Consider the following 22,467-nt stretch of genomic DNA (forward strand, 5'->3'; position numbering starts at 1 on the left):
AGCCGCCGGTCACGACGGCCGTGCGGCCGGCCAGGGCGTCCGCGGCAAGGAAGGAAGGCGTGGGGTTCATTCGCAGAAGTCTGGGCGAAGTGGAATCAGCGGCGCAGGGGAATGACCTTGCGCGTCATGCCGGGATGGGCGCCGTCGAGCAGGCCGGAGATTTCGTCGGCGGCGGCGCGGACACGGCTCACCAGCTGATCGACCGGCCCTTCGTCGATGTGCGCAGTGGTGAAGGTGGCGCCCAGCGCGGCGATGGTGTGGCCGGCACGGTCGCGCACCGGCGCGGCGATGGTCGAAATGTTGCTTTCGAAGAAGCCCTCGCCCAGCACGTAGCCATGGTCCCGCACGGTCTGCACCATGTCGAACAGGGCGTTCACGGTGCGCGGCGTGTTGTCCGAGAAGACCTCGAGCTTGTCCTCGGGATACAGGGCGCGCAGCTGCGGAAGGCTCAGATCGGCCAGCAGCACATGGCCCAGCACCGTGGCATGCGCAGGAAGACGCGTTCCCACTGTGACGGCGCTACGGAAGGGCGTGGGCGAGGCCGTCTTGGCCACGTAGACGATGGAGCGGCCATCGCGCACCACCATGTTGCAGGCATGACCGATGTCTTCCGACAGGCGAGTGAGCACCGGCAGGCCCAGCTCGGTCAGCTCCAGCGAGGCCAGGTATTCGAAGCCCAGTCGCAGCACGGCCAGACCCAGGCGGTAGTCGCGTCCACTTTCGGTCTTCTCGATAAAGCCCATGTTCTCCAGCGTCGAGAGCAGGCGGAAGACGGTGGAACGCGGCAGGTTGAAGCGGCGCGCCAGTTCGGGGGCGGACAGCGTCGGCGTCTCGCGGCTGAACTCACACAGCAGGCGCAGGCCGCGCTCCAGCGCAGGCACGTTGTAGCGGTCACCGCTGTCTTCGCTGGCGGCGTCGGGGGTGTCGTTCTGGCTCATGGTGTCTCTCCTCCTCGTCAGGCGTTTTGTTCTTGTGCGGCGGCCAGCAGCAGGCGGGCCACCGGTTCCGGCTGCTCCACATAGCAGGCATGGCCGGCACCGGGCAGCAGCGCGAGTTCCACGCCGCAGGCCCGGGCCACCTCGCCGCAGGCCAGCGGCGTGGTCACGACGTCCTCGCTGCCGCACATCACCTGCACCGGCATGGCCGGTGGCAGGTAGGCCAGCAGGTCGTCGCCGGTCAGCAGCTCGACGGCCTGGCGGTAGCCGTCCTCATGAAGTCGGCCCATGTTCCAGCGAACCCACTGGCGGGCGCGCTCGCTGGCGGTGTCGGACACCAACCGCCCGCTGCGTTGCGAGGCCATGCCGGCGATGCCGAGCTGGTCGAGCGTGGCCAGGCGTTCGGTGCGCACCTTCTGTGCCTGGACCTCGCGACCGACCGCACCATATCCGCGGGCCGGGCTCATCAGCACCAGCCGCGCGATGCGGCCTGCCAGCGCCGCGCCGGCATGCACGGCGCCGCCGGCCATCAGCGCGCCCAGCGAATGGCCGACCAGCACGCAGCGTTCGATGCCCAACGCATCGAGCAGGCCGCCCAGGCGTGCGGCGTAGTCGGTGGCGCGGGGGGCGGGCCGGGCCACGGGCGTGGAGGCGCCGTAGCCAGGCGCGTCCCAGGCGATCAGTCGCGCGCGCCCGTCGAGCGCATCCGCCACGCCCAGCCAGGAGGCCGACCCCGAGCCGATGCCGTGCAGGCACACCAGCGGAAGGCCGTCTGCGCCCTGCCCTGCCTCGCGCACGGCCACGACGCCGCCCTGGGTCAGGACGACCTCACGGGCCGGGAAGCGGCGCTCGAGTGCATCGACTTCGGCCTGGGGCAGCGGAACGGGCGCGGTGGTGGCGGTCATGAGCGATGGCGATGGGGTGCGGACAGCAGGCGCGATCAGTCGCGCTTGACCTTGGACAGCGGATGGTCGGCCGGGTAGGTCGGCCGGACGGGCGACTTGGAACCCAGCATGACGCACATGAGCGCGTCCTCGTCGCCGATGTTGATCTCTTCGCGGTACACGCCGGGCGGCACCGAGATCAGGTCGCGGTCGGTCAGGATGGTCTCGTAGCGCTCGCCTTCGGGCGTGGTCAGCACCACCTTCAGCTTGCCGCGCATCAGGAAGAAGATCTCTTCGACGTCGGTGTGCAGGTGCGACGGGCCTTCATGTCCGGCCGGGATGACCATGGTCGAGAAGGTGAAGTTCTCGGCTGGCACGGTGTTGTTGTCCGACGCCACGCCGGTGCCGCCGGTGCCCACGTAGCGCATCTGCGCGCGGCGGTACTTGGGGTCGAAGTCGGCCTGGAACTTCAAGGCCTGCCAGTCGTACTGGCGGGTGGAATAGCGCGCGATGCGGGTGTTGATCCACTGCTCCAGGCTGGCGCCTTCGGGGCGTTCCCAGCTGGGCTTGGCGCTATCGAGTTGCTGCTGGACGGACAGGTCGGTCATGGGGCTCTCCTCTAAACAAACGGGTTCGGGACGGAAGGCAGGATTCAATTCAGCACGAAGCCGCCGTTGACGGGCAGCAACTGGCCGGTGACGAAGCGCGACAGGGGCGACAGCGCGAACAGCACCGCACCGCACACGTCGGCCGCCTGCTGCTCGCGCGGCAGGGCACGGCCTTCGAGGTACTTGTCATGCCGGGCCTTGGGCACGTACTCGGTGGCCTCCACCAGCGTCAGGCCGGGAGCGATGGCATTGACCGTGATGTTGGCAGGCCCCCATTCACGCGCCAGCGAACGGGTCATGGCCGCCACCGCGCCCTTGCTGGCCACGTAGGCCAGCAGGTTCTGGGCACCCCACAGCGCGGTGTCCGAAGCGAGGTTGACGATGGCGCCACGGCCACTGGCAGCCAACGCAGCATGACAGGCGCGGCTCATGAGCCAGGTGCCACGGACGTTGACGTCCATCACGCGGTCCCACATCTCGATCTCCAGCGCATGCGGGTCGCGGCCACCGGAGTTGGTGATGGCTCCGTTGTTGACCAGGCCGTCCAGCCCGCCGAGCAGGCGCACCGTCTCGTCGGCGCAGGCGGTGACGGAGGCGGGATCGGTGAGGTCCAGCGGCAGCGCATGCACGTCGCGGCCCTGCTCGCGCAGCGCGGCGGCTTCGCTCTGTGCCAGGTCCGCCAGGATGTCGGCGATGACCACGCGGCCGCCAGCCTGGGCGATGCACTTGGCGAAAGCCAGGCCGAGCCCGCGCGCGCCGCCCGTCACGAGCACACGCCGGCCCGCCAGCATGCCGGGAGGAATCTCGGCCAGCAGGCTGCGCAGGCTTTCGGGGTCGGGCGTCATGTTCATCGCTTGGATCAATACGTTTCTTTAGTAAAACGCATGTTCATGTATGGAATGAAGCGAGATTATTCGAGGCGATACCAACTCGTCAAGCGCCGTGCAGGGGATTCCTGCGCCGGGCGGTTCATCGGGAGGCTGCAGCCTCGATTCGGCCGTCGCCACCCTGGCTGCCTGCAGACCTTGCACCCCGGGGCGCCGCCCATAATCGGCGCCCTATGTCAGCCCCCGTCTCTTCCACCCTGCCCTATTCGGGCGCCATCACCGACGTTGCCGGCATCGAGGTCGGTCACCACACCGACCCGCGCCGTCCTACGGGGAGCACCGTCATCCTGGCACGCGATGGCGCCGTGGCGGGCGTGGATGTGCGAGGCGCTGCGCCCGGCACGCGCGAGACGGACCTGCTGTCCCCCGGCAACTTCGTGCAGCAGGTGCACGCCATCCTGCTGGCCGGCGGCAGCGCCTGGGGCCTGGCGGCAGCCGACGGCGTGGTGCGCTGGCTGGAGGAGCGCGGCGTGGGCCTGGACGTGCGCTTCGGCCGCCTGCCCATCGTGCCCGGCGCGGTGCTCTTCGACCTGCCGGTGGGCGACGCCCGCATCCGGCCCGACGCGGCCAGCGGCTATGCGGCCTGCGAGGCCGCCTCCACCGCCGCGCCGGCCGAGGGCAACGTGGGCGCGGGCGCGGGCGCGCTGGTGGGCAAGCTCTTCGGCGCCCAGCACGCCATGAAGGGCGGCATCGGCACCGCTTCGGTCAAGGTGGGCGGCGTGACGGTCGGCGCCCTGATCGCCTGCAACGCGCTGGGCGACGTCCTGGACCCGGACACCGGCGAACTGCTGGCCGGCTCCCGCACCGACGATGGCCGCGCCCTGCGCGACACCCGCCGCAGCCTGCTGCGCGGCGAGCTGCCCAAGCCCTTGCTGGCCGGCACCAACACCACCATCGGCGTGATCGCCACCGACGCCGTGCTCACCAAGGTCCAGGCCCAGCGGCTGGCCGTAGTCGCCCACGATGGGCTGGCGCGGGCCATCAATCCGGTGCACACCATGAGCGATGGCGACACGCTGTTCGCCCTGGCCACCGGTCGCGTGCCGCTGGAGGAAGAGGCCCCGGGCATGACGGTGCTCTCGACGATGGCGGCCGAGGTGGCGGCGCAGGCCACGGTGCGCGCCGTGCTCGCGGCCCGGGCCATCGCCACGGCCGAGCTGTCGATCCCGGCCGCGCGCGACTGGCCGCAGCGGCAGGACGGACGCACGCGATGAAACGCCTTTCGCACAGCCTGATGCTGGCCCTGCTGGGCCTGCGCGATCTGCTGCTCTCGGCCGGGCCGCTCGCGCTGATCGCGGTGGGCGTGCTGGTCGCGGCCTACATCTACCTGGATCCGCAGCCGCCGCGGACCGTGCGCCTGGCCACCGGGCCGCAGGGCAGCGCCTATGCGACCTTCGGCGAGCAATATGCGGCGGCCCTCCGGTCCAACGGCATCACCGTGCAGTTGATCGGCACCGAGGGCTCGTTGGAGAACCTGCGTCTTCTGCGTGAGGGCCGGGCCGACCTCGGCTTCGTGCGCGGCGGCGTGGCCGATCCGGTCGCGGACCCGGAGGCTGGCATCCTGTCGCTCGGTGCCCTCTTCTACGAACCGCTGTGGGTCTTCTACCGGCCCGAGGCCGTGCGCCGGTCCGAGGCCGGGCGGCGCCCTGGGCAGGTCGACGCCGAGCTGCCTTCGCTCGCCGGCCTGCGTCCCCTGCGCCTGGGCACCGACCGGGCGGGCAGTGGCGTGCCGGAACTGGTGACCCGGATGCTGTCGGCCAATCGCATCGACACCGCCCGCATGCGCATCAGCGCGCAGGCACCCGACGATGCCGCCGCCGCCCTCATCGCCGGCCGACTGGACGCCGTCGTGCTGGCCTCCGCACCCGAATCGCCGCGCGTGCAGCAACTGCTGCGCACCCCCGGCATCGCCTTGCTCGACCTGGGCCAGGCCGAGGCCTACACCCGCATCTTTCCCTTCCTCACCGCGGTGACGCTGCCGCGGGGGGTGGTCGACCTGGCCTCGGACGTACCGTCCAGGGACGTGTCGCTGGTAGCAACGACCACCTCGCTGCTCACCCGCGAGGACACCCATCCGGCGCTGCGCCAGCTCTTCGCGCAGGCGGCGCAGACCCTGCATGGCCATGCCGGCTGGTTCAACCGGGCACGGGAGTTTCCCAACACCCGGGCGAGCGAACTGCCCGTCAGCACCGAGGGCGATCGCGCCATCAATGGCACGCCGCCCGTCTGGCAGCGCTGGCTGCCCTTCTGGGCCAGCAACCTGTTGGAACGCATGTGGCTGGTGATCGGCGGTCTGATCGTGCTGCTGCTGCCGCTGTCGCGCGTGGTGCCGCCGCTCTACACCTTCCGCGTGCGACGGCGGGTGTTCCGCTGGTATGCGCGGCTGCGCGACATCGAGGCGCGGATGGAATCCGATCCCGGAGCGCGCGACGCCCTGCTGGACGAGCTGGACGAACTGGACCGCGTCGCCAACAAGGTGACGGTGCCGCTGTCCTATGCCGAAGAGCTGTACGCATTGCGCCACAACATCGAGCAGGCCCGACGGCGCCTGCTCGCCCGCGCTCGCTCCTGACGGCGGCTTCTGAATATCATTGGCGGTTAACCAAAATTAACATTTAGACGGCATTTCCAGCCGTCGGACCATCGCCATGATTTGCTGCTGCCGGTGCCGCGTGCGCCTGCTGTCGCCCACCGTTCGAGGGCGCTCATGATCCATGTCATCACCTGCGACCCGTTCGGTGTCGTGCGCCGCGGCATCCGCGAATTCCTGGCGGAGGCGGTGGATGTGCGACTCAGCGGCGAGGCAGCCAGCGCCGAGGAGCTCAAGCGGATGCTGCGCACCACCCAGTGCGACGTGCTGCTGCTCGCCCTGGCCCTGCCCGGCCGCAGCGGGCTGGACGTGCTGGCCGATCTGGTGGAGGCCGGCTCGACGGTCAAGGTGCTGATCTATTCCGGCGAGCCGGAGCAGCAGTACGCGGTGCGCTGCCTGCGTGCCGGCGCCTATGGCTTCCTGTCGAAGGCCTCGGACCCGCGCCTGCTGGTCACGGCCGTGCGGATGGTGGGTCAGGGCCAGAAGTACCTCAGCCCCGAGGCCACGCAGTTGCTGGCCGACACCGTGGCCCGCCCCGACGCCGAGGCCGCGCCGCACCAACTGCTGTCGAACCGCGAACTGGAGACGCTGGTGCGCATCGCCTCGGGCAAAACCATGGCGGACATCGCGCGCGAGTTCATGCTCAGCCCGAAGACGGTCAACGTCTACCGCATGCGGGTGCGCGAGAAGTTGCACCTGAATAACGACGCCGCCCTGACGGCCTACGCGATCCGCAACCGCCTCATCTGAGTGCTCGAGACGCCCGCCGGAGGGCGGACGCGGAGATCAGGTCTCGCGCTTCAACCAGGCCGAGGCGCCTTCTCCCGCCACGAGTCCGCTGGCCATGCAGGCGTTGAGCAGGTAACCGCCGGTGGGGGCCTCCCAGTCCAGCATCTCGCCAGCGCAGAAGACGCCGGGCAGCGCGCGCAACATCAGGCCTTCGTCCAGGTCCTCGAAGCGGACGCCGCCGGCGGTGCTGATGGCCTCGTCGATCGGGCGTGGGCGCAGCAGGGTCAGCGGCAGGGCCTTCAGCGTCGCGGCCACGCGGGCGGCCTCCTGCATGGCCGCCTTGTCGAGTACCTCGTGCAGCAGCGCGGAGCGCACGGCATCGAGGTTGAGCCGGCTCTTGAGATGGCTGCCCATGGAGCGGCTGCCGCGCGGATGGGCCACCGCAGCCAGCACGCGCTCGGGCGTCCAGTCGGGCAGAAGGTCCAGCGTGGCGGTCGCCCGGCCGGTGACCGCAATCTCGTCGCGCAGCAGGGCCGAGGCGGCATAGACCAGGCTGCCTTCCACGCCCGTGGACGTCACGACGAACTCGCCCTTGCGGCGGAAGTGCTGCCCCTTTTGGTCACGGACGTCGAGCACGACCGACTTGAGCGGCTGGCCAGCGAAGCGCTCGGCAAAGAAAGGCGTCCAGGCCACGTCGAAACCGCAGTTGGCCGGCTGCAGCGGACGGGCGGCGACCCCGCGCGCGCGCAGCGGACCGACCCACGCACCGTCCGATCCCAGCCGTGGCCAGCTGGCGCCGCCACAGGCCAGGATGAGTGCATCCGCACGCTTCACCAGCTCGCCCTGGGGCGTGTCGAAGCGCAGCGCACCGCCGGCGTCCCAACCGGTCCAGCGATGGCGCATGTGCAGCCGGACGCCATTCGCGCGCAGCCGGTGCAGCCAGGCGCGCAGCAGGGGGGCGGCCTTCATCTCGCGCGGAAAGACGCGCCCCGAGGTGCCGACAAAGGTCTCGATGCCCAGTGCGTGCACCCAGGCACGCAGCGCATCGGCATCGAAGCGGCGCAGCAGCGGCTCGACCTGCGCGCGGCGCTCGCCGTAGCGGGCGGCAAAAGCCTCGAAGGGTTCGGAATGGGTGAGGTTGAGGCCGCCACGGCCGGCGAGCAGGAATTTGCGGCCGACGGACGGCATGGCGTCGTACAGGTCGACGGTGCAGCCTGCGGCGAAGAGGCGTTCGGCCGCCATCAGGCCGGCCGGGCCGCCGCCGATCACGGCCACATTCGAAAGCTTGGTCATTGGCGGCATTGTCGCGTCGGCGGGGCTTCGGCTATCGGCGGCATAGCCGCAGGCTGCCGCGCCGCAGAGGGCTTTCTGTCACAATGAAATCAACCCTTCGCCGCTCCTCGCGAGCATCCCCTTCACCGTGTAAGTAGCAAGGCAGACATCATGGCCAGCGAACTCATCAAGCACATCTCCGACTCTTCCTTCGAAGCCGACGTCCTGCAGTCCGACAAGCCCGTGCTGGTCGACTACTGGGCCGAATGGTGCGGCCCCTGCAAGATGATCGCGCCCATTCTGGACGAGGTGTCCAACACCTACGACGGCAAGCTGCAGATCGCCAAGATGAACGTGGACGAGAACCGCGACATTCCCGCCAAGTTCGGCATCCGCGGCATCCCCACGCTGATGCTGTTCAAGAACGGTCAGCTCGCCGCCACCAAGGTCGGCGCGATGAGCAAGGCGCAACTCACCGCCTTCATCGATCAGCAACTCGCCTGAGCCTTCCGGGCTTCGCGTGAAAAGGCCGACGCATCCCTGCGCCGGCCTTTGTTTTTTCCTGTCATAATTCCTGCCATTCGCCGGCCCCAACACAAGGGCACGGTTCGAGTCCAAGGCTTCCGGGGCAGCTCTCTCGCCCTGACGCAAGCCCCCCTCCTCTCCCACCGTCACCAAGCATCTCCGCCCGCGGGGCCATTCCATGCACCTGAACGAACTCAAGGCACTGCACGTCTCCGAACTCCTGAAGCAGGCCGAAGCGCTCGAGATCGAAAACGTCGGCCGCATGCGCAAGCAGGAGCTGATGTTCGCCATCATCAAGAAGCGGGCGAAGGCCGGCGAGCAGGTGTTTGCGGACGGCGTGCTGGAGATACTGCCGGACGGCTTCGGCTTTCTGCGCAGCCCCGACACCAGCTTCACGGCCAGCACCGACGACATCTACATCAGCCCCAGCCAGGTGCGCCGCTTCAACCTGCACACCGGCGACATGATCGAGGGCGAGGTGCGCATTCCCAAGGACGGCGAGCGCTACTTCGCGCTGACCAAGCTGGACAAGGTGAATGACGGCGCGCCCGAGGCGAACAAGCACAAGGTGATGTTCGAGAACCTCACGCCGCTGTTTCCCAAGGAGCAGATGAAGTTGGAGCGCGACAACTTCAAAAGCGAAGAGAACATCACCGGCCGCGTGATCGACATCATCGCCCCCATCGGCAAGGGCCAGCGCGCACTGCTGGTGGCACCGCCCAAGAGCGGCAAGACGGTGATGATGCAGCACATCGCCCACGCCATCGCCGCCAACTACCCCGAGATCCACATGATGGTGCTGCTCGTCGACGAGCGGCCGGAAGAAGTGACCGAGATGCAGCGCTCGGTCAAGGCCGAGGTGATCGCCTCCACCTTCGACGAGCCCGCCGCCCGCCACGTGCACGTGGCCGAGATGGTGATCGAGCGCGCCAAGCGCCTGGTTGAGCTCAAGAAGGACGTGGTGATCCTGCTGGATTCCATCACCCGTCTGGCCCGTGCCTACAACAACGTGGTGCCCTCCTCCGGCAAGGTGCTGACCGGCGGCGTGGACGCCAACGCGCTGCAACGGCCCAAGCGCTTCCTGGGCGCGGCTCGCAACGTGGAAGAAGGCGGCTCGCTGACCATCATCGGCACCGCGCTGGTCGACACCGGCAGCCGCATGGACGAAGTGATCTTCGAAGAGTTCAAGGGCACCGGCAACTGCGAGATCCACCTTGACCGCCGGCTGTACGAGAAGCGCGTGTTCCCCTCGATCCAGCTCAACCGCTCGGGCACCCGCCGCGAAGAGCTGCTGCTGGCGCCCGAGGTGCTGCAGAAGACCCGCATCCTGCGCCAGTTCATGTACAACATGGACGAGATCGAGTCCATGGAGATGGTGCTCAAGAGCATGAAGGCCACCAAGACCAACGTCGAGTTCTTCGACATGATGCGCCGCGGCGGCTGATCCGCCGGTCTCGGCCTCGCCTCACAACGCCGCGCACTGCGCGGCGTTTTTCATTGGTGCGTCCGCTTCTTGCAGGTGCGCTGACGCACCACGGCGCCCCAACGCAACCCGAAAAAGCCAGGCTTTTCGTGTGCGCACTGAGGGAAATCAAGGAATTGCAATCTGGCACGCATCGTGCGTAATGTCATCTGTCGACAGCTGACAGATTGAACGGAACGACGCCATGCTGATGCAGGACCTGCCTTCCAAGACCTACTCCGATGCCGAGCGCCAAGTGCGCAAGGACCTCGCCGCCGCCTACCGGTTGGTGGCGCATTACGGCATGGAGGACAGCATCTATACGCACATCTCCGCGCGGGTGCCGGGCACCGAAGGCGAGTTTCTGATCAACCCCTTCGGCATGCTGTTCCGGGACATCACTGCCTCGTCGCTGGTCAAGATCGACACCGAGGGCCGCATCCTCGAGCCTTCCCCCTACGACGTGAACCCGGCCGGCTTCACGATCCACAGCGCGGTGCACATGGCGCGGCACGACGCGATGTGCGTGCTCCACACGCACACCGTGGCCGGCGTGGCCATCTCGTCGCTCGCCTGCGGACTGCAGCCCTGCAACCAGTGGGCGCTTCAGTTCCACAACCGGGTCGTCTACCACGACTTCGAAGGCATCGCGCTCGACCATGGGGAGCGCGAGCGCCTGATCGCCGACCTGGGGCCCACGGCCCGCGTGCTGATCCTGCGCAACCACGGTCTGGTGACGTTGGGCCGCACGGTCGCCGAGGCCTTCATCCTCATGCACAACCTGGAGCGCGCCTGCCGCGTGCAACTGGCCATCCAGGCCAGCGGCCAGCCAATCCACCCCGTGCCTGAGGAAGTCTGCGAACTCACGGCTCGCCAGTACGAGAGCGGTGACAGCAACCGCCTGCCCGGCGCCACCGACCCCGATGCACGCGAATGGCGCGCCCTGCTGCAGCGGCTGGAGCAGCCCACGGCCGCTGCCTCCTTCCGCGACTGATCCCCATCCCCACTTACGCCAACTTGCGCTGACTGAAAGGAAGCCTGACATGCAACGTCGTCGACTCATCCAACTGGGCGCCACCGGCCTGGGCGTCTCCATCGCGGGCGTGCCGCTGCACCTGCTGGCGCAGGAAAAGAAGAGCGGCACGATCAACGTGCTGGTGCAACCCGAGCCGCCGGGCCTGATGCTGGGCATCGTGCAGAACGGTCCCACGCAGATGATCGCCGGCAACATCTACGAAGGCCTGCTGCGCTACGACGAGAAGCTCAATCCGCAGCCGCTGCTGGCCACCTCGTGGACGGCCAACAAGGAAGGCACGGTCTACATCTTCAAGCTCAAGCCCAACGTGAAGTGGCACGACGGCAAGCCCTTCACCTCGGCCGACGTGGTGTTCTCGGCCGACGTCTTCCTGCGCAAGACCCATGCGCGCTTCCGCGCCAGCTTGCAGCAGATCGACACCATCAAGGCGCTGGACCCGCTGACGGTGGAGTTCACCCTCAAGCAGCCCTTCGGCCCCTTCATGGGCATCTTCGAGACCGGCACCATGCCGATGATCCCGAAGCACATCTACGACGGCACCGACTTCCTCACCAACCCGGCCAATGCCACGCCCATCGGCACCGGCCCGCTCAAGTTCAAGGAATGGGTCAAGGGCTCGTACATCCAGCTGGTGGCCAACGAGCAGTACCACCAGCCGGGCACGCCGAAGGTGGAGAACGTGTACTTCCACGTCATCCCCGACGCGGCCTCGCGCGCCGCGGCCTTCGAATCCGGAAAGATCGACATCGCGCCAGGCGGCTCGGTGGAGTACTTCGACGTGGCACGCCTGGCCAAGCTGCCCGGCGTGGAGGTCACGACCAAGGGCTGGGAGTTCTTCGCGCCCCATTCCTGGCTATGGATCAACAACCGCAAGGCACCGATGGACAGGGTCAAGTTCCGCCAGGCGGTGATGCATGCCATCGACCGCGACGCCATCGCCAAGGTGGCCTGGCAGGGCTACGCCAAGGCCGCGACCGGGCCCTTCAACAGCAACATCAAGTTCTACAGCGATGACGTGCCCAAGTACCCGCGTGACATCGCCAAGGCCAAGAAGCTGCTCGAAGAGGCCGGCTACAAGGGCGAGACGCTGCGCCTGCTGCCCCTGCCTTACGGCGAGACCTGGCAGCGCCAGGCCGAGATGGTGCGCCAGCACCTGGGCCAGGCCGGCATCAAGATCGAGATGACGCCCACCGACGTGGCCGGCTGGAACCAGCGCCTCAACGAATGGGACTACGACCTTGCCTTCACCTATGTCTACCAGTACGGCGACCCGGCCCTGGGCGTGGCCCGCAACTACACCACCAGCAACATCGCCAAGGGCTCGCCCTTCAACAACGTCGAGGGTTACTCCAACCCCAAGGTGGACGAGCTGTTCGCCGCCGGTGCCGTCGCAGCCGACCCCGAGAAGCGCAAGGCCATCTACCTCGAAGTGCAGAAGCTGCTGCTGGAGGAAGCGCCCGTGGCCTGGCTGCACGAGATCAACTTCCCCACGCTCTACCGCAGCAAGGTGAAGAACCCGGTGAGCTCGGGCATCGGCCTGAACGACAGCCTGGGCCGCGCCTCCATCGCCTGACCACGCCGCGCACGCACCCATGAAACGCCTGCAGTTCATGCTCACCCGGGTGGCGCAGGGCCTCGTGGCCCTGGTGCTGATCGCCACCGTCAACTTCATGCTGGTGCGTGCGGCGCCGGGCGATCCGGTGTCGGTGATGGCCGGCGAGGCCGGCGCCTCCGACCAGCAGTTCGTCGACCAGCTGCGCCGCGAATTCGGGCTGGACCAGCCGCTTGGCACGCAACTGGCCACCTACCTCGGCCATGTCGTGCGGCTGGACCTGGGCTTCTCGTACCGGCAGCAGCAGCCGGTGGCCAAGCTCATTGCCGACCGGCTGCCGGCTACGCTGCTGCTCACCGGCAGCGCCTTCGTGCTGTCGCTGATCTTCGGCGTGGTGCTGGGCGCGCTGGCGGCGCGCAAGGCGGGCTCCTGGCTCGACAGTGCGATCACGGTGGTGGCGCTGGTGTTCTATGCCACGCCGCTGTACTGGCTGGCCATGATGGCCGTGCTGCTCTTTACCGTGCAGATGGACTGGCTGCCGGGCTTCGGCTACATGACGGTGGGCTCGGGCCTCTCAGGCCTGGCCCTGGCCTGGGACATCGCGCAGCACCTGGTGCTGCCTTCGCTGACGCTGGCGCTGTTCTTCATGGCCGTGTATGCCCGCATGACGCGCGCCTCCATGCTCGAAGTCGCGCAGATGGATTTCGTGAAGACGGCCCGCGCCAAGGGCGTGAAGCCCGGCCGCATCCAGCGCGCGCACATCCTGCGCAACGCGTTGCTGCCGGTGGTCACGCTGGCGGGCATCCAGGCCGGCAGCATGATCGGCGGCGCGGTGCTCACCGAGACCGTCTTCGCCTGGCCCGGCATCGGCCGCCTGATGTTCGATGCCCTGCTGCAGCGCGACTACAACCTGCTGCTGGGCTGCTTCCTGGTGACGGCCGCCATGGCCATCCTGTTCAACCTGATCACCGACCTGGTCTACACCCTGGTCGACCCCCGCATCCGGTTGTGATGCCGACGAGGAGCCCACGGCAATGAACAACTCCGGTTTCTGGCGGCGCTTCTGCCGCAACAAGGGCGCGGTCTTCGGCCTGGTGGTGCTGGCCCTGCTGGCACTGATGGTGGCCTTCGGCCCGCTGCTGGCCACCAACGATCCCTGGGACATGGTGCAGTCGCCCTTCCTGCGGCCCGGGCAGGAGGCCGGCTTCCTGATGGGCACCGACACCATGGGCCGCGACATCTTCTCGGGTGTGGTGCGCGGTGCGCGCATCTCGCTGCTGATCGGCGTGGTCTCCACCGTGGTGTCGCTGCTGATCGGCGTGGGCCTGGGCGCCGTCGCCGGCTACTTCGGCGGCTGGATCGACGCGGCGCTGATGCGCTTCACCGAGCTGTTCCAGGCCGTGCCCAGCTTTGCGCTGGCCCTGGTGCTGGTGGCCATCTTCCAGCCCTCGGTGGGCTCCATCGTGACGGCCATCGCGCTGGTGTCCTGGCCGCCGGTGGCGCGGCTGGTGCGCGGCGAATTCCTCACGCTGCGCCAGCGCGACTTCGTGGCGGCGGCGCAGTTGGCGGGCCAGTCCACGCCGCGCATCATCCTCACGCAGATCCTGCCCAACGCCACCTCGCCCATCGTGGTGATGGCCTCGCTGATGATCGCCTCGGCCATCCTGCTGGAGAGCAGCCTGAGCTTCATGGGCCTGGGCGACCCCAACCAGATGAGCTGGGGCTACATGGTGGGCACTGCGCGCACCGTGCTGCGCCAGGCCTGGTGGATGGCGGTCTTTCCCGGCGTGGCCATCGTGCTGACCGTGCTGGCGCTGAACCTGGTGGGCGAAGGCCTGAACGACGGACTCAACACCCGGCTGGGAGGCCGCACCCGATGAACGCCCTGCTCAAGCCGCTGCCCGAACACGAGGCCGAGGACGCGGTGCTGCGCGTCGAGGGCCTGGACATCTGCCTGCCCGCCGATGGCGACCGCGCGCTGGCCGTAAAGGGCGCCAGCTTCGACCTGCTGCCCGGCCGCACGCTGTGCGTGGTGGGCGAATCAGGCTCCGGCAAGTCGATGATCGCCAACGCCATCATGGGCCTGCTGCCCAGGCCGCATGTGGCGCCAGTGGCCGGTCGCATCCTCTTCGAGGGCACCGACCTGCTCACGCTGACCGAGGCCCAGATGCGCGAGCTGCGCGGCCGCCGCATCGGCATGGTGTTCCAGGAGCCGATGACCGCGCTCAACCCGGTGATGCGCATCGGCGATCAGCTCGCCGAAGTCTTCGATTCGCACCTCACGCTGCCTGCCGCGGAGAAGCGCCGCCGCATCGTGGCCGCGCTGGCCGACGTGGGCCTGCCCGACCCCGAACTGTTGGCCGACAGCTATCCCTTCCGGCTTTCGGGCGGTCAGCGCCAGCGGGTGATGATCGCCTGCGCACTGCTGCTGGAGCCGCGCCTGCTGATCGCCGACGAGCCGACCACGGCGCTGGACGTGACCACGCAGGCGCAGATCCTCACGCTGATGCGCGAACTGCAGCAGCGCAAGGGCACGGCTCTGCTCTTCATCACGCACGACTTCGGCGTGGTCTCCGAGATCGCCGACCACGTGGTGGTGATGCAGACCGGCGTGGCCGTCGAATCCGGCCTGGCGCACGAGGTGCTGATGCACCCGAAGCACGACTACACCCGCAAGCTGATCGCAGCCATTCCGCAAGGCCGCCTGCGCGAGCCTGCCGCCGACACACAGGAGGACTACGTGCTGCAGGTCCAGGACCTGCGCAAGACCTATGTGAGCGGCGGCGGCTTCTTCAGCAAGGGCCGCCGGGTCGAGGCCGCCAAAGGCATCGGCTTCCAGCTGCGCCGCGGCGAGACGCTGGGGCTGGTGGGCGAATCGGGCTCGGGCAAATCCACTGTCGGGCGCTGCATCGTGGGGCTGGAACCCTTCGACAGCGGGCGCATCCTGTTCAAGGGCAAGAGCCTCCTCTCCGGCGCAGCCATGCGCCGGCAGACACAGGGCAAGGTGCAGATGGTCTTCCAGGACCCGTATGCCTCGCTCAACCCGCGCCACCGCATTGGCCCCACGCTGGCGGCCGGGCCCATCGCCCAGGGCGTGCCCAAGGCCGAGGCCATGGCCCGCGCGCTGGAGCTGCTGCGCCTGGTGGGCCTTGGGCCCGAGGCGGCCGAGCGCTATCCGCACGAATTCAGCGGCGGCCAGCGCCAGCGCATCGGCATCGCACGCGCCCTGGCCATGGAGCCGGAGCTGCTGGTGGCCGACGAACCCGTGTCGGCGCTGGACGTATCGGTGCAGGCGCAGGTGCTGCAGCTCTTCGCCGAGGTACGCGAGCGCTTCAAGCTGGCGATGGTGTTCATCACCCACGACCTGCGCGTGGCCGGCGAGATGTGCGACCACATCGCCGTCATGCAGCGCGGCGCCGTCGTCGAATACGGTGCGGCCGCACAGGTGCTGACCGATCCGCAGCATCCCTACACCCGCATGCTGATCGAGGCGGTGCCCCGCCTCACGGCTGAAAAGGACACTTCGCGTTGACCACCCTCGCCTTCCTCAGCGCCAACCTGGACCTCGGCTACCTGCTGCCGGCTTTCCGCGCGGAATTTCCCGATGCCGATCTGCGCACCATGGCCGACCTGGGCCCGCTGGACGCCATCGATGCCGCCGTCTGCTGGTGCCCGCCCGCCGGCCTGATGGCGCGCATGCCCAATCTCGCACTCATCCAGTCCGTGGGCGCCGGCATCGACCACCTCACGGCCGATGCCGAACTGCCGCCTGTGCCGGTGTGCCGTATCGTCGACACCGACATGGCTTCGGGCATGGCCGCCTATGTGACCTGGGCCGTCATTCACGGCCAGCGCCACATGGGCCGCTACCTGGCCAGCGCCGCCGCCGGTCGCTGGGAAGAAGCGCCCATCGAGCCGCCGCGCGCGCACCGCGTCGGCATCGCCGGCCTGGGCACGCTGGGCCTGGTCTGCGCCCGCGCGCTGATGGCGCTGGGCTACAGCGTGCGCGGCTGGAGCCGCAGCCCGCGCGAGGTGCCGGAGGGCTTGGACTGCTTCCACGGGCAGGCGCAGCAGGCCGAGTTCCTGTCATGCTGCGACACGCTGGTGTGCCTGCTGCCGCTCACCGACGAGACCACCGGCATCCTTGACCGCGATCTCTTCGCGCAACTGCCACGCGGCGCGCACCTGATCAACGTGGGCCGCGGTGCCCACCTGGTCGAGGCCGACCTGATCCCGGCGCTGGACGCCGGCCACCTGGGCGCCGCCACGCTCGACGCCTTCGTGCAGGAGCCGCTGCCGGCCGGGCATGCCTTCTGGCGCGACCCGCGCATCCTCGTCACGCCCCACATCGCCACCCGCACCCAGCCGGCCGTCATCGCGCGGCAGACCCGCCTGAACCTGGAACGCATCCGCGCCGGCCAGGCTGCCCAGGTCGCCGTTGATCTCCACCGAGGCTACTGAACATCGGAATTCCGACCATGAACGCACGCACCCCCGATGCCGCCGCCGACGTCGCGGCCCACCTGCACTCGTACACCAACCTCGCCACCCACGGCCAGGTGGAGCCGCTGCTCATCACCCGCGGCGACGGCATCCATGTGGAGGACGAAGCCGGCCGCCGCTACATCGAAGGCATGTCGGGCCTGTGGTGCGCCTCGCTGGGCTTCAGCCATCCGCGGCTGGTGCAGGCGGGCATCGATGCGCTGAAGACGCTGCCCTACTACCACACCTTCAACCACCGCAGCAATCCAGCCGCGGCGCAGCTGGCCGAGCGGCTGCTGGCCCTGGCGCCGGTGCCGATGGCGCGGGTGTTCTTCGCCAACTCGGGCTCCGAGGCCAACGACTCGGCGGTGAAGATGATCTGGTACTACTTCAACGCCATCGGCAGGCCGGCCAAGAAGAAGATCATCGCCCGCGACCGCGCCTACCACGGCGTGACGGTGGCCTCGGCCAGCCTGGGCGGCCTGGCGGCCAACCATTCGGACTTCGACCTGCCCATCGCCCGCATCCTGCGCACCGGCAGCCCGCACCACTACCGCGATGCGCTGCCGGGCGAATCGGCCGAGGACTTCGCCACCCGGCGCGCCGACGAGCTGGAGCAGCTGATCCTGAACGAAGGCCCCGACACGGTGGCTGCCTTCTTCGCCGAACCGGTGATGGGTGCGGGCGGCGTGATCGTGCCGCCGCCCACCTACTTCGAGAAGATCCAGGCCGTGCTGCGCAAGTACGACGTGCTGCTGGTGGCCGACGAGGTGATCTGCGGCTTCGGCCGCACGGGCGAGATGTTCGGCTCCACCACCTTCGGCATGCGGCCGGACATCCTCACCTGCGCCAAGTCGCTGTCGTCTGCCTACGTGCCGATCTCGGCAGTGATGGTGTCGCAGCAGATCCACGACGCCATGGCCACCAACAGCGGCCGCATCGGCACCTTCGGCCACGGCTACACCTATTCGGGCCATCCCGTGGCCGCGGCCGTGGCGCTGGAGACGCTCAAGGTCTACGAGGAGGAAGGCATCCTGGCGCACACCCGTGCCCTCGCGCCGCGCTTCGCGCAGGGTCTGGCCGTGCAGGCCGAGCGCCGCATCGTCGGCAACATGCGCGCCGTGGGCCTGATCGGCGCGCTGGAGCTGATGGCCGACGGCCCCGCACGCACGCCCTTCGACCCGGCCCTGAAGGCTGGCTACCAGGTGGCGCAGTACGCGCTGGAGGAAGGCCTGATCGTGCGCGCCATGGGCGACACCGTGGCCCTGTGCCCGCCGCTCATCATCACGTCGGCCGAGATGGACGAGATGTTCGCGCGCCTGGGCCGCGCGCTCGACCGCTTCGAGAAGACGCTCTGAGCGGGACGACCACGATGCAGGCCTTCTTCTGCCCCGACCAGCTGCTGCACCAGCCGCAGCAGTACATGCGCATCGGCCGCATCCACAAGCCGGCCGACCTTCCCGCCCGCGCCGAGGCGCTGCAGGCCACGCTGCTGGCGCACGGCATCCCCGTGCATTCGCCGCCCGATGCGGGCCGCGCGCCGCTGGAGGCCGTGCATGCGCCGCACTACCTGGACTACCTGGCCGGCGCCTACGAAGGCTGGCAGAAGCTGGGTCGCCCGGGCCTGGAGCCCGGCATCGAGGTCCTGCCCAACCTGTCGCCCTACTACGGCGTCGCGCCGGGCGAGCGCCGCCCGCCCTGCCCCAGCCCCTCGCTGCTGGCGCAGACCGGCTACTACGTCGGCGACCTCGCCTCGCCGCTGGGGCCGGACAGCTGGCGATCCATCCTGCGCTCGGCCCACACCGCGCATGCGGCGGCCATGGCCGTGGCCGGTGGCGAGCGGCTGGCCTATGCGCTGTGCCGGCCCTCGGGCCACCATGCGCACCACGACCGCGCCAGCGGCTTCTGCTACGTCAACAACAGCGCCGTGGCGGCCGAGGCGCTGCGCCAGCGCTTCGGTAAGGTGGCCGTGCTGGACGTGGACGCCCACCATGGCGACGGCACGCAGAACATCTTCTATGCCAGCGCCGAGGTGCTGACCGTCTCGACGCATGCCGATCCCGCCGGCTACTTTCCCTTCTACACCGGCTATGCGCACGAGCGCGGCGCCGGGCCGGGCGAGGGCTTCAACCTCAACCTGCCTCTGGCCCATGGCAGCGGCAATGCCGAGTTCATCGCGGCGCTGGATGAGGCCGTGACGGCCATCGAGCGCTTCGCGCCGAAGGCGCTGGTGCTGCCCATGGGCTTCGATACCTACCGCGACGACCCGATCAGCGTGCTGCGCCTGGACTTCGACGCCTTCCTGCACGATCACCGTCGGCAAGGCCAGCGCGCGCAGGCGCTCGCCGACGGCGCGGTGATCGTGCAGGAAGGCGGCTACATGGTCGAGGCGCTGGGCGCCGGGCTGGCGGCACTGCTGGCGGGGCTTCAGCCGTGAAGGCGGCGCGCGCCCGTCGCCGCTGTTTCACGCCCGCACCGCAAGCGGCATCGGGGATCGGCCGATGAGCGCACTGCGCACGGCCGCGCCCCCATTGCCCGACTGGCGTCACGGGCCCGGCGCGGGCGTGCTGCTCTTCCTGGGCGCGCTGCTGCTCTTCGCCTTCTACGACGCCTTTGCGAAGCAGATGGTGGCCACCCATTCGCCGGTGGTCATGAACCTGTCGCGCTATGTCTGCATCAGCACGCTCGGCCTGGGGCTGCTGCTGCGGCATGGCCAGCTGCGCTTCTGGCGCCAGCCGCACCAGGGCCTGCTGCTGGCACGCAGCGGCATGCTGGCCCTGGTCGCCACCTGCTTCATGACCGCGCTGGTGACCATGCCGCTCGCCGAGGCCACCGCCATCTACTTCACGGCGCCGCTGCTGATGGTGGCGCTGGCGCCCGCCCTGCTGGGCGAGCGCGTGCGCCGCGCGCAATGGCTGGCGGTGATCGGCGGCTTCGCCGGCATGCTGCTGATCGTGCGGCCGGGCCACGACCTGCCGCTGGTCGGCACGCTGCTCATGGCGGTGTCGGCCACCGGCTATGCGCTGTTCCAGGTCTTCACCCGCCGGCTGTCGGGGCTGGTGCCGGCGCCGGTGCAGTTCGCGCACACGGCCTTCGTCTGCCTGGGGGTCACGCTGGTGCTGGCGGCGCTTGCGCAAGGCGTCGAGATCCCGCCCTGGCCCGAGGCACTGATGCTGATGAGCGGCGGCCTGGCCAGCGGCGGCGCGCAGTTGCTGCTGCTGGCGGCCTTCCGCCGCACCCAGGCCTCGACGCTGGCGCCGCTCAACTATGTGCAGTTGCTGCTGGCGGTGCTGATCAGCGCCTTCTGGTTCCAGCGCCCGCCGGACGGTCTGGCGATGGCGGGCATGGCCTGCATCGCGGCGGCCGGTGTGTATCTGGCACGATCCACCGCAACGCCACGACAACGACATCCGGAGACCGCGTGAACGCCGCCCTGCCCACATCCGCACCCGCCTTCGCCTCGATCCAGGCGCCCGACCTGGTCGGGCTGATCCAGGCCGAGCTGCAACGGGCCATCCTCGAAGGCCGCATCGGCCCCGGCGACCGCGTGGTCGAGGCCGAACTGGCCCGCCAGATGGGCGTGAGCCGCGCCCCGGTGCGCGAGGCGGCGCGCCGGCTCGAAAGCCTGGGCCTGCTCGTCTCGCGCCCGCGCCACGGCTTCACCGTGCGCACCGTCAGCACCAAGCAGATCGACGACCTCTACGCGGTGCGCACCACGCTGGAGGTGATGGGCGCCACGCTGGCCTGCCGCCATGCCAGTGATGCGCAGCTCGACGCCATGGCCGCCCGCGTCGACGACATGGTCGCCCGCGCCGCGACGCTGAGCCAGGCCGAGCGCGTCGCGCTGGACCTGGACTTCCACGCCGCGCTCTGCGCGCTTTCGGGCAACGACTACCTGCAGCAGCTGTTCGCCAACATGGTCAACGAGGTGCGCATGTTCCTCGCGCTGACCGAGGACAGCTACGGCGACCCGGCCTCGCTGGCCCAGACCCACGGCCCCATCGCCGACGCCTTGCGCCGCCGCGACGCGCCGGCCGTGGAGCAGGCGCTTCGCTTCCACCTCGAAGACGCGCGCGAGCATGTCGCGCGGCTACGGCTGGCCACGCGCTGAGCCCTTTCCTTCATCGCCTTCCTCGCACCGACGTCCCGCCTGCCCAATGAAAGTCATCTACAGCGACCGCCACGTCGGCCACGATCCGCAGCAGTTCATCGTGCGCGGCAAGTTCAAGCGCAGCAACGAGCAGCCCGAGCGCGCCCACCTGCTGCTGCAGGCCGCGTGCGAGCAGGGCCACGAGGTCATGACGCCCGACGACCACGGGGCCGGCCCGCGTGCGGCCATCCACACGCCGCAGTACCTGCGTTTTCTGGAGACGGCCTGGGCGCGCTGGCAGGAGCTGGACGATCCCTCCTTCGAGGTGATCCCGAACGTGCATCCCTTTCCGGGCCAGCCCTTCACCTACCCGGACAGCCTGGTCGGCCAGGCCGGCTACCACCTGGGCGACATGGCCTGCTCGGTGGGACAGCACACCTGGGAGGCCGCCGTATGGTCCGCCCACACGGCCACGCATGCGGCCCAGCTGGTGCTGGACGGCGAGCGCGCTGCCTATGCCCTGTGCCGCCCACCCGGCCACCATGCTTATGCCGACCGGGCGAACGGCTTCACCTACCTCAACAACGCCGCCATCGCCGCCCAGCACCTGCGCCAACGCTTCGACCGCGTGGCCATCGTCGACGTGGACGTGCACCACGGCAACGGCACGCAGGGCATCTTCTGGCGGCGGCGCGACGTGCTCACTGTTTCCCTGCATGGCGACCCGCACTTCTGCACGCCCTTCTTCACCGGCCATGCGCACGAGCATGGCGAGGGCGATGGGCTGGGCTTCAACCTGAATGTGCCGCTGGCCCGCGGCACCGACACCGAGGCCTACCTCGTCGCCCTGCGGCATGCCCTCGACACGGTGCGCGCCTATGCGCCGGGCGCCGTCGTGGTGGCGCTGGGGCTGGACGCCCACGAGCACGATCCCTACCGGGCGCTGGCCGTCAGCACCGAGGGCTTTGCCCGCATCACCGGCGAGATCGCCCGGCTGGGCGTGCCCACCGTGCTGGTGCAGGAAGGCGGCTACCTGTCGCCCGACCTGGGGCCCAACCTGCGCAGCGCGCTGGGCGGCTTCGAGGCGGCGGCATGAGTCTGCAAGCGCCGCCGACCGCCCCACCCGTTCGCCCTGCGTCTGACGTGCCCGACGGCCCTCGATCCGTCCGCCCTGAGCGTGTCGAAGGGCGAAACTTCGCACCGTCCGATGCACCCCGGCTTCGACAAGCTCAGCCCGAACGGGCAGTGGACGATCCACTGCAAACGAACCCCGGTCCCCAACCCGTTCGCCCTGAGGTTCTATGGTTCTCGTCAAGCGACAGTGGCCGCCAGGCGGGCATCGAACATCGCTTGTTGCTTGAACAGCGAGAAGGCCACGCGCATGAGCTTGCGGGCCAGCACCACCAGAGCCGCAG

Annotated in this window: 21 protein-coding genes; 16 read left to right on the forward strand and 5 right to left on the reverse strand. The window is 69.1% G+C overall.

Annotated features, from left to right (window positions below):
- Positions 1 to 95 precede the first annotated feature (95 nt).
- The 4 genes from QZ772_RS10665 to QZ772_RS10680 are packed head-to-tail and all read right to left on the reverse strand — an operon-like array spanning position 96 to position 3,272.
- On the reverse strand, positions 96 to 938 hold the full coding sequence (locus tag QZ772_RS10665; protein WP_295525724.1) for an IclR family transcriptional regulator: 843 nt from the start codon (positions 936 to 938) through the stop codon (positions 96 to 98).
- Between the two features lie 17 nt (positions 939 to 955).
- The gene (locus tag QZ772_RS10670) at positions 956 to 1,840 is read right to left on the reverse strand and encodes an alpha/beta fold hydrolase (protein ID WP_295525727.1); all 885 of its coding nucleotides are present in this window, start codon (positions 1,838 to 1,840) and stop codon (positions 956 to 958) included.
- A 35-nt stretch (positions 1,841 to 1,875) separates the two neighbouring features.
- Complete coding sequence (locus QZ772_RS10675; protein WP_295525731.1) at positions 1,876 to 2,427, reverse strand: cupin domain-containing protein; 552 nt, start codon at positions 2,425 to 2,427, stop codon at positions 1,876 to 1,878.
- A 44-nt stretch (positions 2,428 to 2,471) separates the two neighbouring features.
- Entirely contained in the window at positions 2,472 to 3,272 is an 801-nt protein-coding gene (locus QZ772_RS10680) for an SDR family oxidoreductase (protein WP_295525769.1), read from the reverse strand.
- Between the two features lie 215 nt (positions 3,273 to 3,487).
- Between QZ772_RS10680 and QZ772_RS10685 the strand changes: the two genes are divergently transcribed.
- The 3 genes from QZ772_RS10685 to QZ772_RS10695 all read left to right on the forward strand — a co-directional run bounded on the left by QZ772_RS10685 (position 3,488) and on the right by QZ772_RS10695 (position 6,654).
- On the forward strand, positions 3,488 to 4,528 hold the full coding sequence (locus tag QZ772_RS10685) for a P1 family peptidase (protein WP_295525733.1): 1,041 nt from the start codon (positions 3,488 to 3,490) through the stop codon (positions 4,526 to 4,528).
- Positions 4,525 to 5,886, forward strand: a complete 1,362-nt coding sequence (locus QZ772_RS10690; protein ID WP_295525735.1) for a TAXI family TRAP transporter solute-binding subunit — start codon at positions 4,525 to 4,527, stop codon at positions 5,884 to 5,886. Before QZ772_RS10685 ends, QZ772_RS10690 begins: the two co-directional genes overlap by 4 nt.
- Before the next feature lie 135 nt (positions 5,887 to 6,021).
- On the forward strand, positions 6,022 to 6,654 hold the full coding sequence (locus QZ772_RS10695; protein WP_295525737.1) for a response regulator transcription factor: 633 nt from the start codon (positions 6,022 to 6,024) through the stop codon (positions 6,652 to 6,654).
- Positions 6,655 to 6,690: 36 nt separating this feature from the next.
- Here QZ772_RS10695 and QZ772_RS10700 read toward each other — a convergent pair whose 3' ends face one another.
- Positions 6,691 to 7,926 carry a TIGR03862 family flavoprotein gene (locus tag QZ772_RS10700; RefSeq protein WP_295525739.1) on the reverse strand — a complete coding sequence of 412 codons (1,236 nt, stop codon included), beginning with the start codon at positions 7,924 to 7,926 and terminating at the stop codon, positions 6,691 to 6,693.
- A 150-nt stretch (positions 7,927 to 8,076) separates the two neighbouring features.
- On the opposite strand from QZ772_RS10700, the gene trxA reads away from it, so the two are divergent.
- From trxA to QZ772_RS10765, 13 genes are all read left to right on the forward strand, one after another.
- A complete protein-coding gene (trxA, locus tag QZ772_RS10705; protein WP_076504718.1) occupies positions 8,077 to 8,409 on the forward strand; it encodes a thioredoxin TrxA in 333 nt (110 codons plus the stop codon).
- A gap of 199 nt (positions 8,410 to 8,608) precedes the next feature.
- Positions 8,609 to 9,874: a transcription termination factor Rho gene (gene rho / locus QZ772_RS10710; protein WP_017757832.1), complete on the forward strand. Its 1,266-nt coding sequence runs from the start codon at positions 8,609 to 8,611 to the stop codon at positions 9,872 to 9,874.
- 223 nt (positions 9,875 to 10,097) lie between these two features.
- A complete protein-coding gene (locus tag QZ772_RS10715) occupies positions 10,098 to 10,886 on the forward strand; it encodes a class II aldolase/adducin family protein (RefSeq protein ID WP_295525741.1) in 789 nt (262 codons plus the stop codon).
- Between the two features lie 49 nt (positions 10,887 to 10,935).
- Complete coding sequence (locus tag QZ772_RS10720) at positions 10,936 to 12,501, forward strand: ABC transporter substrate-binding protein (protein WP_295525743.1); 1,566 nt, start codon at positions 10,936 to 10,938, stop codon at positions 12,499 to 12,501.
- 19 nt (positions 12,502 to 12,520) lie between these two features.
- On the forward strand, positions 12,521 to 13,492 hold the full coding sequence (locus tag QZ772_RS10725) for an ABC transporter permease (RefSeq protein WP_295525746.1): 972 nt from the start codon (positions 12,521 to 12,523) through the stop codon (positions 13,490 to 13,492).
- A gap of 22 nt (positions 13,493 to 13,514) precedes the next feature.
- Positions 13,515 to 14,360 carry an ABC transporter permease gene (locus QZ772_RS10730; protein ID WP_295525748.1) on the forward strand — a complete coding sequence of 282 codons (846 nt, stop codon included), beginning with the start codon at positions 13,515 to 13,517 and terminating at the stop codon, positions 14,358 to 14,360.
- Entirely contained in the window at positions 14,357 to 16,012 is a 1,656-nt protein-coding gene (locus QZ772_RS10735) for an ABC transporter ATP-binding protein (RefSeq protein WP_295525750.1), read from the forward strand. Before QZ772_RS10730 ends, QZ772_RS10735 begins: the two co-directional genes overlap by 4 nt.
- Entirely contained in the window at positions 16,009 to 16,941 is a 933-nt protein-coding gene (locus QZ772_RS10740; protein WP_295525753.1) for a glyoxylate/hydroxypyruvate reductase A, read from the forward strand. Before QZ772_RS10735 ends, QZ772_RS10740 begins: the two co-directional genes overlap by 4 nt.
- Before the next feature lie 17 nt (positions 16,942 to 16,958).
- Positions 16,959 to 18,320, forward strand: a complete 1,362-nt coding sequence (locus tag QZ772_RS10745; protein WP_295525756.1) for an aspartate aminotransferase family protein — start codon at positions 16,959 to 16,961, stop codon at positions 18,318 to 18,320.
- 14 nt (positions 18,321 to 18,334) lie between these two features.
- A complete protein-coding gene (locus QZ772_RS10750; protein WP_295525758.1) occupies positions 18,335 to 19,399 on the forward strand; it encodes a histone deacetylase family protein in 1,065 nt (354 codons plus the stop codon).
- A 64-nt stretch (positions 19,400 to 19,463) separates the two neighbouring features.
- Positions 19,464 to 20,387 carry a DMT family transporter gene (locus QZ772_RS10755; RefSeq protein WP_295525760.1) on the forward strand — a complete coding sequence of 308 codons (924 nt, stop codon included), beginning with the start codon at positions 19,464 to 19,466 and terminating at the stop codon, positions 20,385 to 20,387.
- Entirely contained in the window at positions 20,384 to 21,073 is a 690-nt protein-coding gene (locus tag QZ772_RS10760) for a GntR family transcriptional regulator (RefSeq protein WP_295525763.1), read from the forward strand. Before QZ772_RS10755 ends, QZ772_RS10760 begins: the two co-directional genes overlap by 4 nt.
- Positions 21,074 to 21,119: 46 nt before the next feature.
- Entirely contained in the window at positions 21,120 to 22,148 is a 1,029-nt protein-coding gene (locus QZ772_RS10765) for a histone deacetylase family protein (protein WP_295525766.1), read from the forward strand.
- Positions 22,149 to 22,467: the final 319 nt, after the last annotated feature.

Source organism: uncultured Pseudacidovorax sp., assembly GCF_913773995.1.
In the GTDB taxonomy this organism is placed as follows: domain Bacteria; phylum Pseudomonadota; class Gammaproteobacteria; order Burkholderiales; family Burkholderiaceae_C; genus Xenophilus.

Coding starts and splice junctions, on each gene's coding strand:
- rho (WP_017757832.1), top strand. CDS start 8,609: ATGCACCTGAACGAACTCAAGGCACTGCACGTCTCCGAACTCCTGAAG.
- QZ772_RS10665 (WP_295525724.1), bottom strand. CDS start 938: ATGAGCCAGAACGACACCCCCGACGCCGCCAGCGAAGACAGCGGTGAC.
- QZ772_RS10695 (WP_295525737.1), top strand. CDS start 6,022: ATGATCCATGTCATCACCTGCGACCCGTTCGGTGTCGTGCGCCGCGGC.
- QZ772_RS10670 (WP_295525727.1), bottom strand. CDS start 1,840: ATGACCGCCACCACCGCGCCCGTTCCGCTGCCCCAGGCCGAAGTCGAT.
- QZ772_RS10675 (WP_295525731.1), bottom strand. CDS start 2,427: ATGACCGACCTGTCCGTCCAGCAGCAACTCGATAGCGCCAAGCCCAGC.
- QZ772_RS10715 (WP_295525741.1), top strand. CDS start 10,098: ATGCTGATGCAGGACCTGCCTTCCAAGACCTACTCCGATGCCGAGCGC.
- QZ772_RS10765 (WP_295525766.1), top strand. CDS start 21,120: ATGAAAGTCATCTACAGCGACCGCCACGTCGGCCACGATCCGCAGCAG.
- QZ772_RS10745 (WP_295525756.1), top strand. CDS start 16,959: ATGAACGCACGCACCCCCGATGCCGCCGCCGACGTCGCGGCCCACCTG.
- QZ772_RS10720 (WP_295525743.1), top strand. CDS start 10,936: ATGCAACGTCGTCGACTCATCCAACTGGGCGCCACCGGCCTGGGCGTC.
- QZ772_RS10755 (WP_295525760.1), top strand. CDS start 19,464: ATGAGCGCACTGCGCACGGCCGCGCCCCCATTGCCCGACTGGCGTCAC.
- QZ772_RS10700 (WP_295525739.1), bottom strand. CDS start 7,926: ATGACCAAGCTTTCGAATGTGGCCGTGATCGGCGGCGGCCCGGCCGGC.
- QZ772_RS10750 (WP_295525758.1), top strand. CDS start 18,335: ATGCAGGCCTTCTTCTGCCCCGACCAGCTGCTGCACCAGCCGCAGCAG.
- QZ772_RS10685 (WP_295525733.1), top strand. CDS start 3,488: ATGTCAGCCCCCGTCTCTTCCACCCTGCCCTATTCGGGCGCCATCACC.
- QZ772_RS10690 (WP_295525735.1), top strand. CDS start 4,525: ATGAAACGCCTTTCGCACAGCCTGATGCTGGCCCTGCTGGGCCTGCGC.
- QZ772_RS10725 (WP_295525746.1), top strand. CDS start 12,521: ATGAAACGCCTGCAGTTCATGCTCACCCGGGTGGCGCAGGGCCTCGTG.
- trxA (WP_076504718.1), top strand. CDS start 8,077: ATGGCCAGCGAACTCATCAAGCACATCTCCGACTCTTCCTTCGAAGCC.
- QZ772_RS10680 (WP_295525769.1), bottom strand. CDS start 3,272: ATGACGCCCGACCCCGAAAGCCTGCGCAGCCTGCTGGCCGAGATTCCT.
- QZ772_RS10735 (WP_295525750.1), top strand. CDS start 14,357: ATGAACGCCCTGCTCAAGCCGCTGCCCGAACACGAGGCCGAGGACGCG.
- QZ772_RS10730 (WP_295525748.1), top strand. CDS start 13,515: ATGAACAACTCCGGTTTCTGGCGGCGCTTCTGCCGCAACAAGGGCGCG.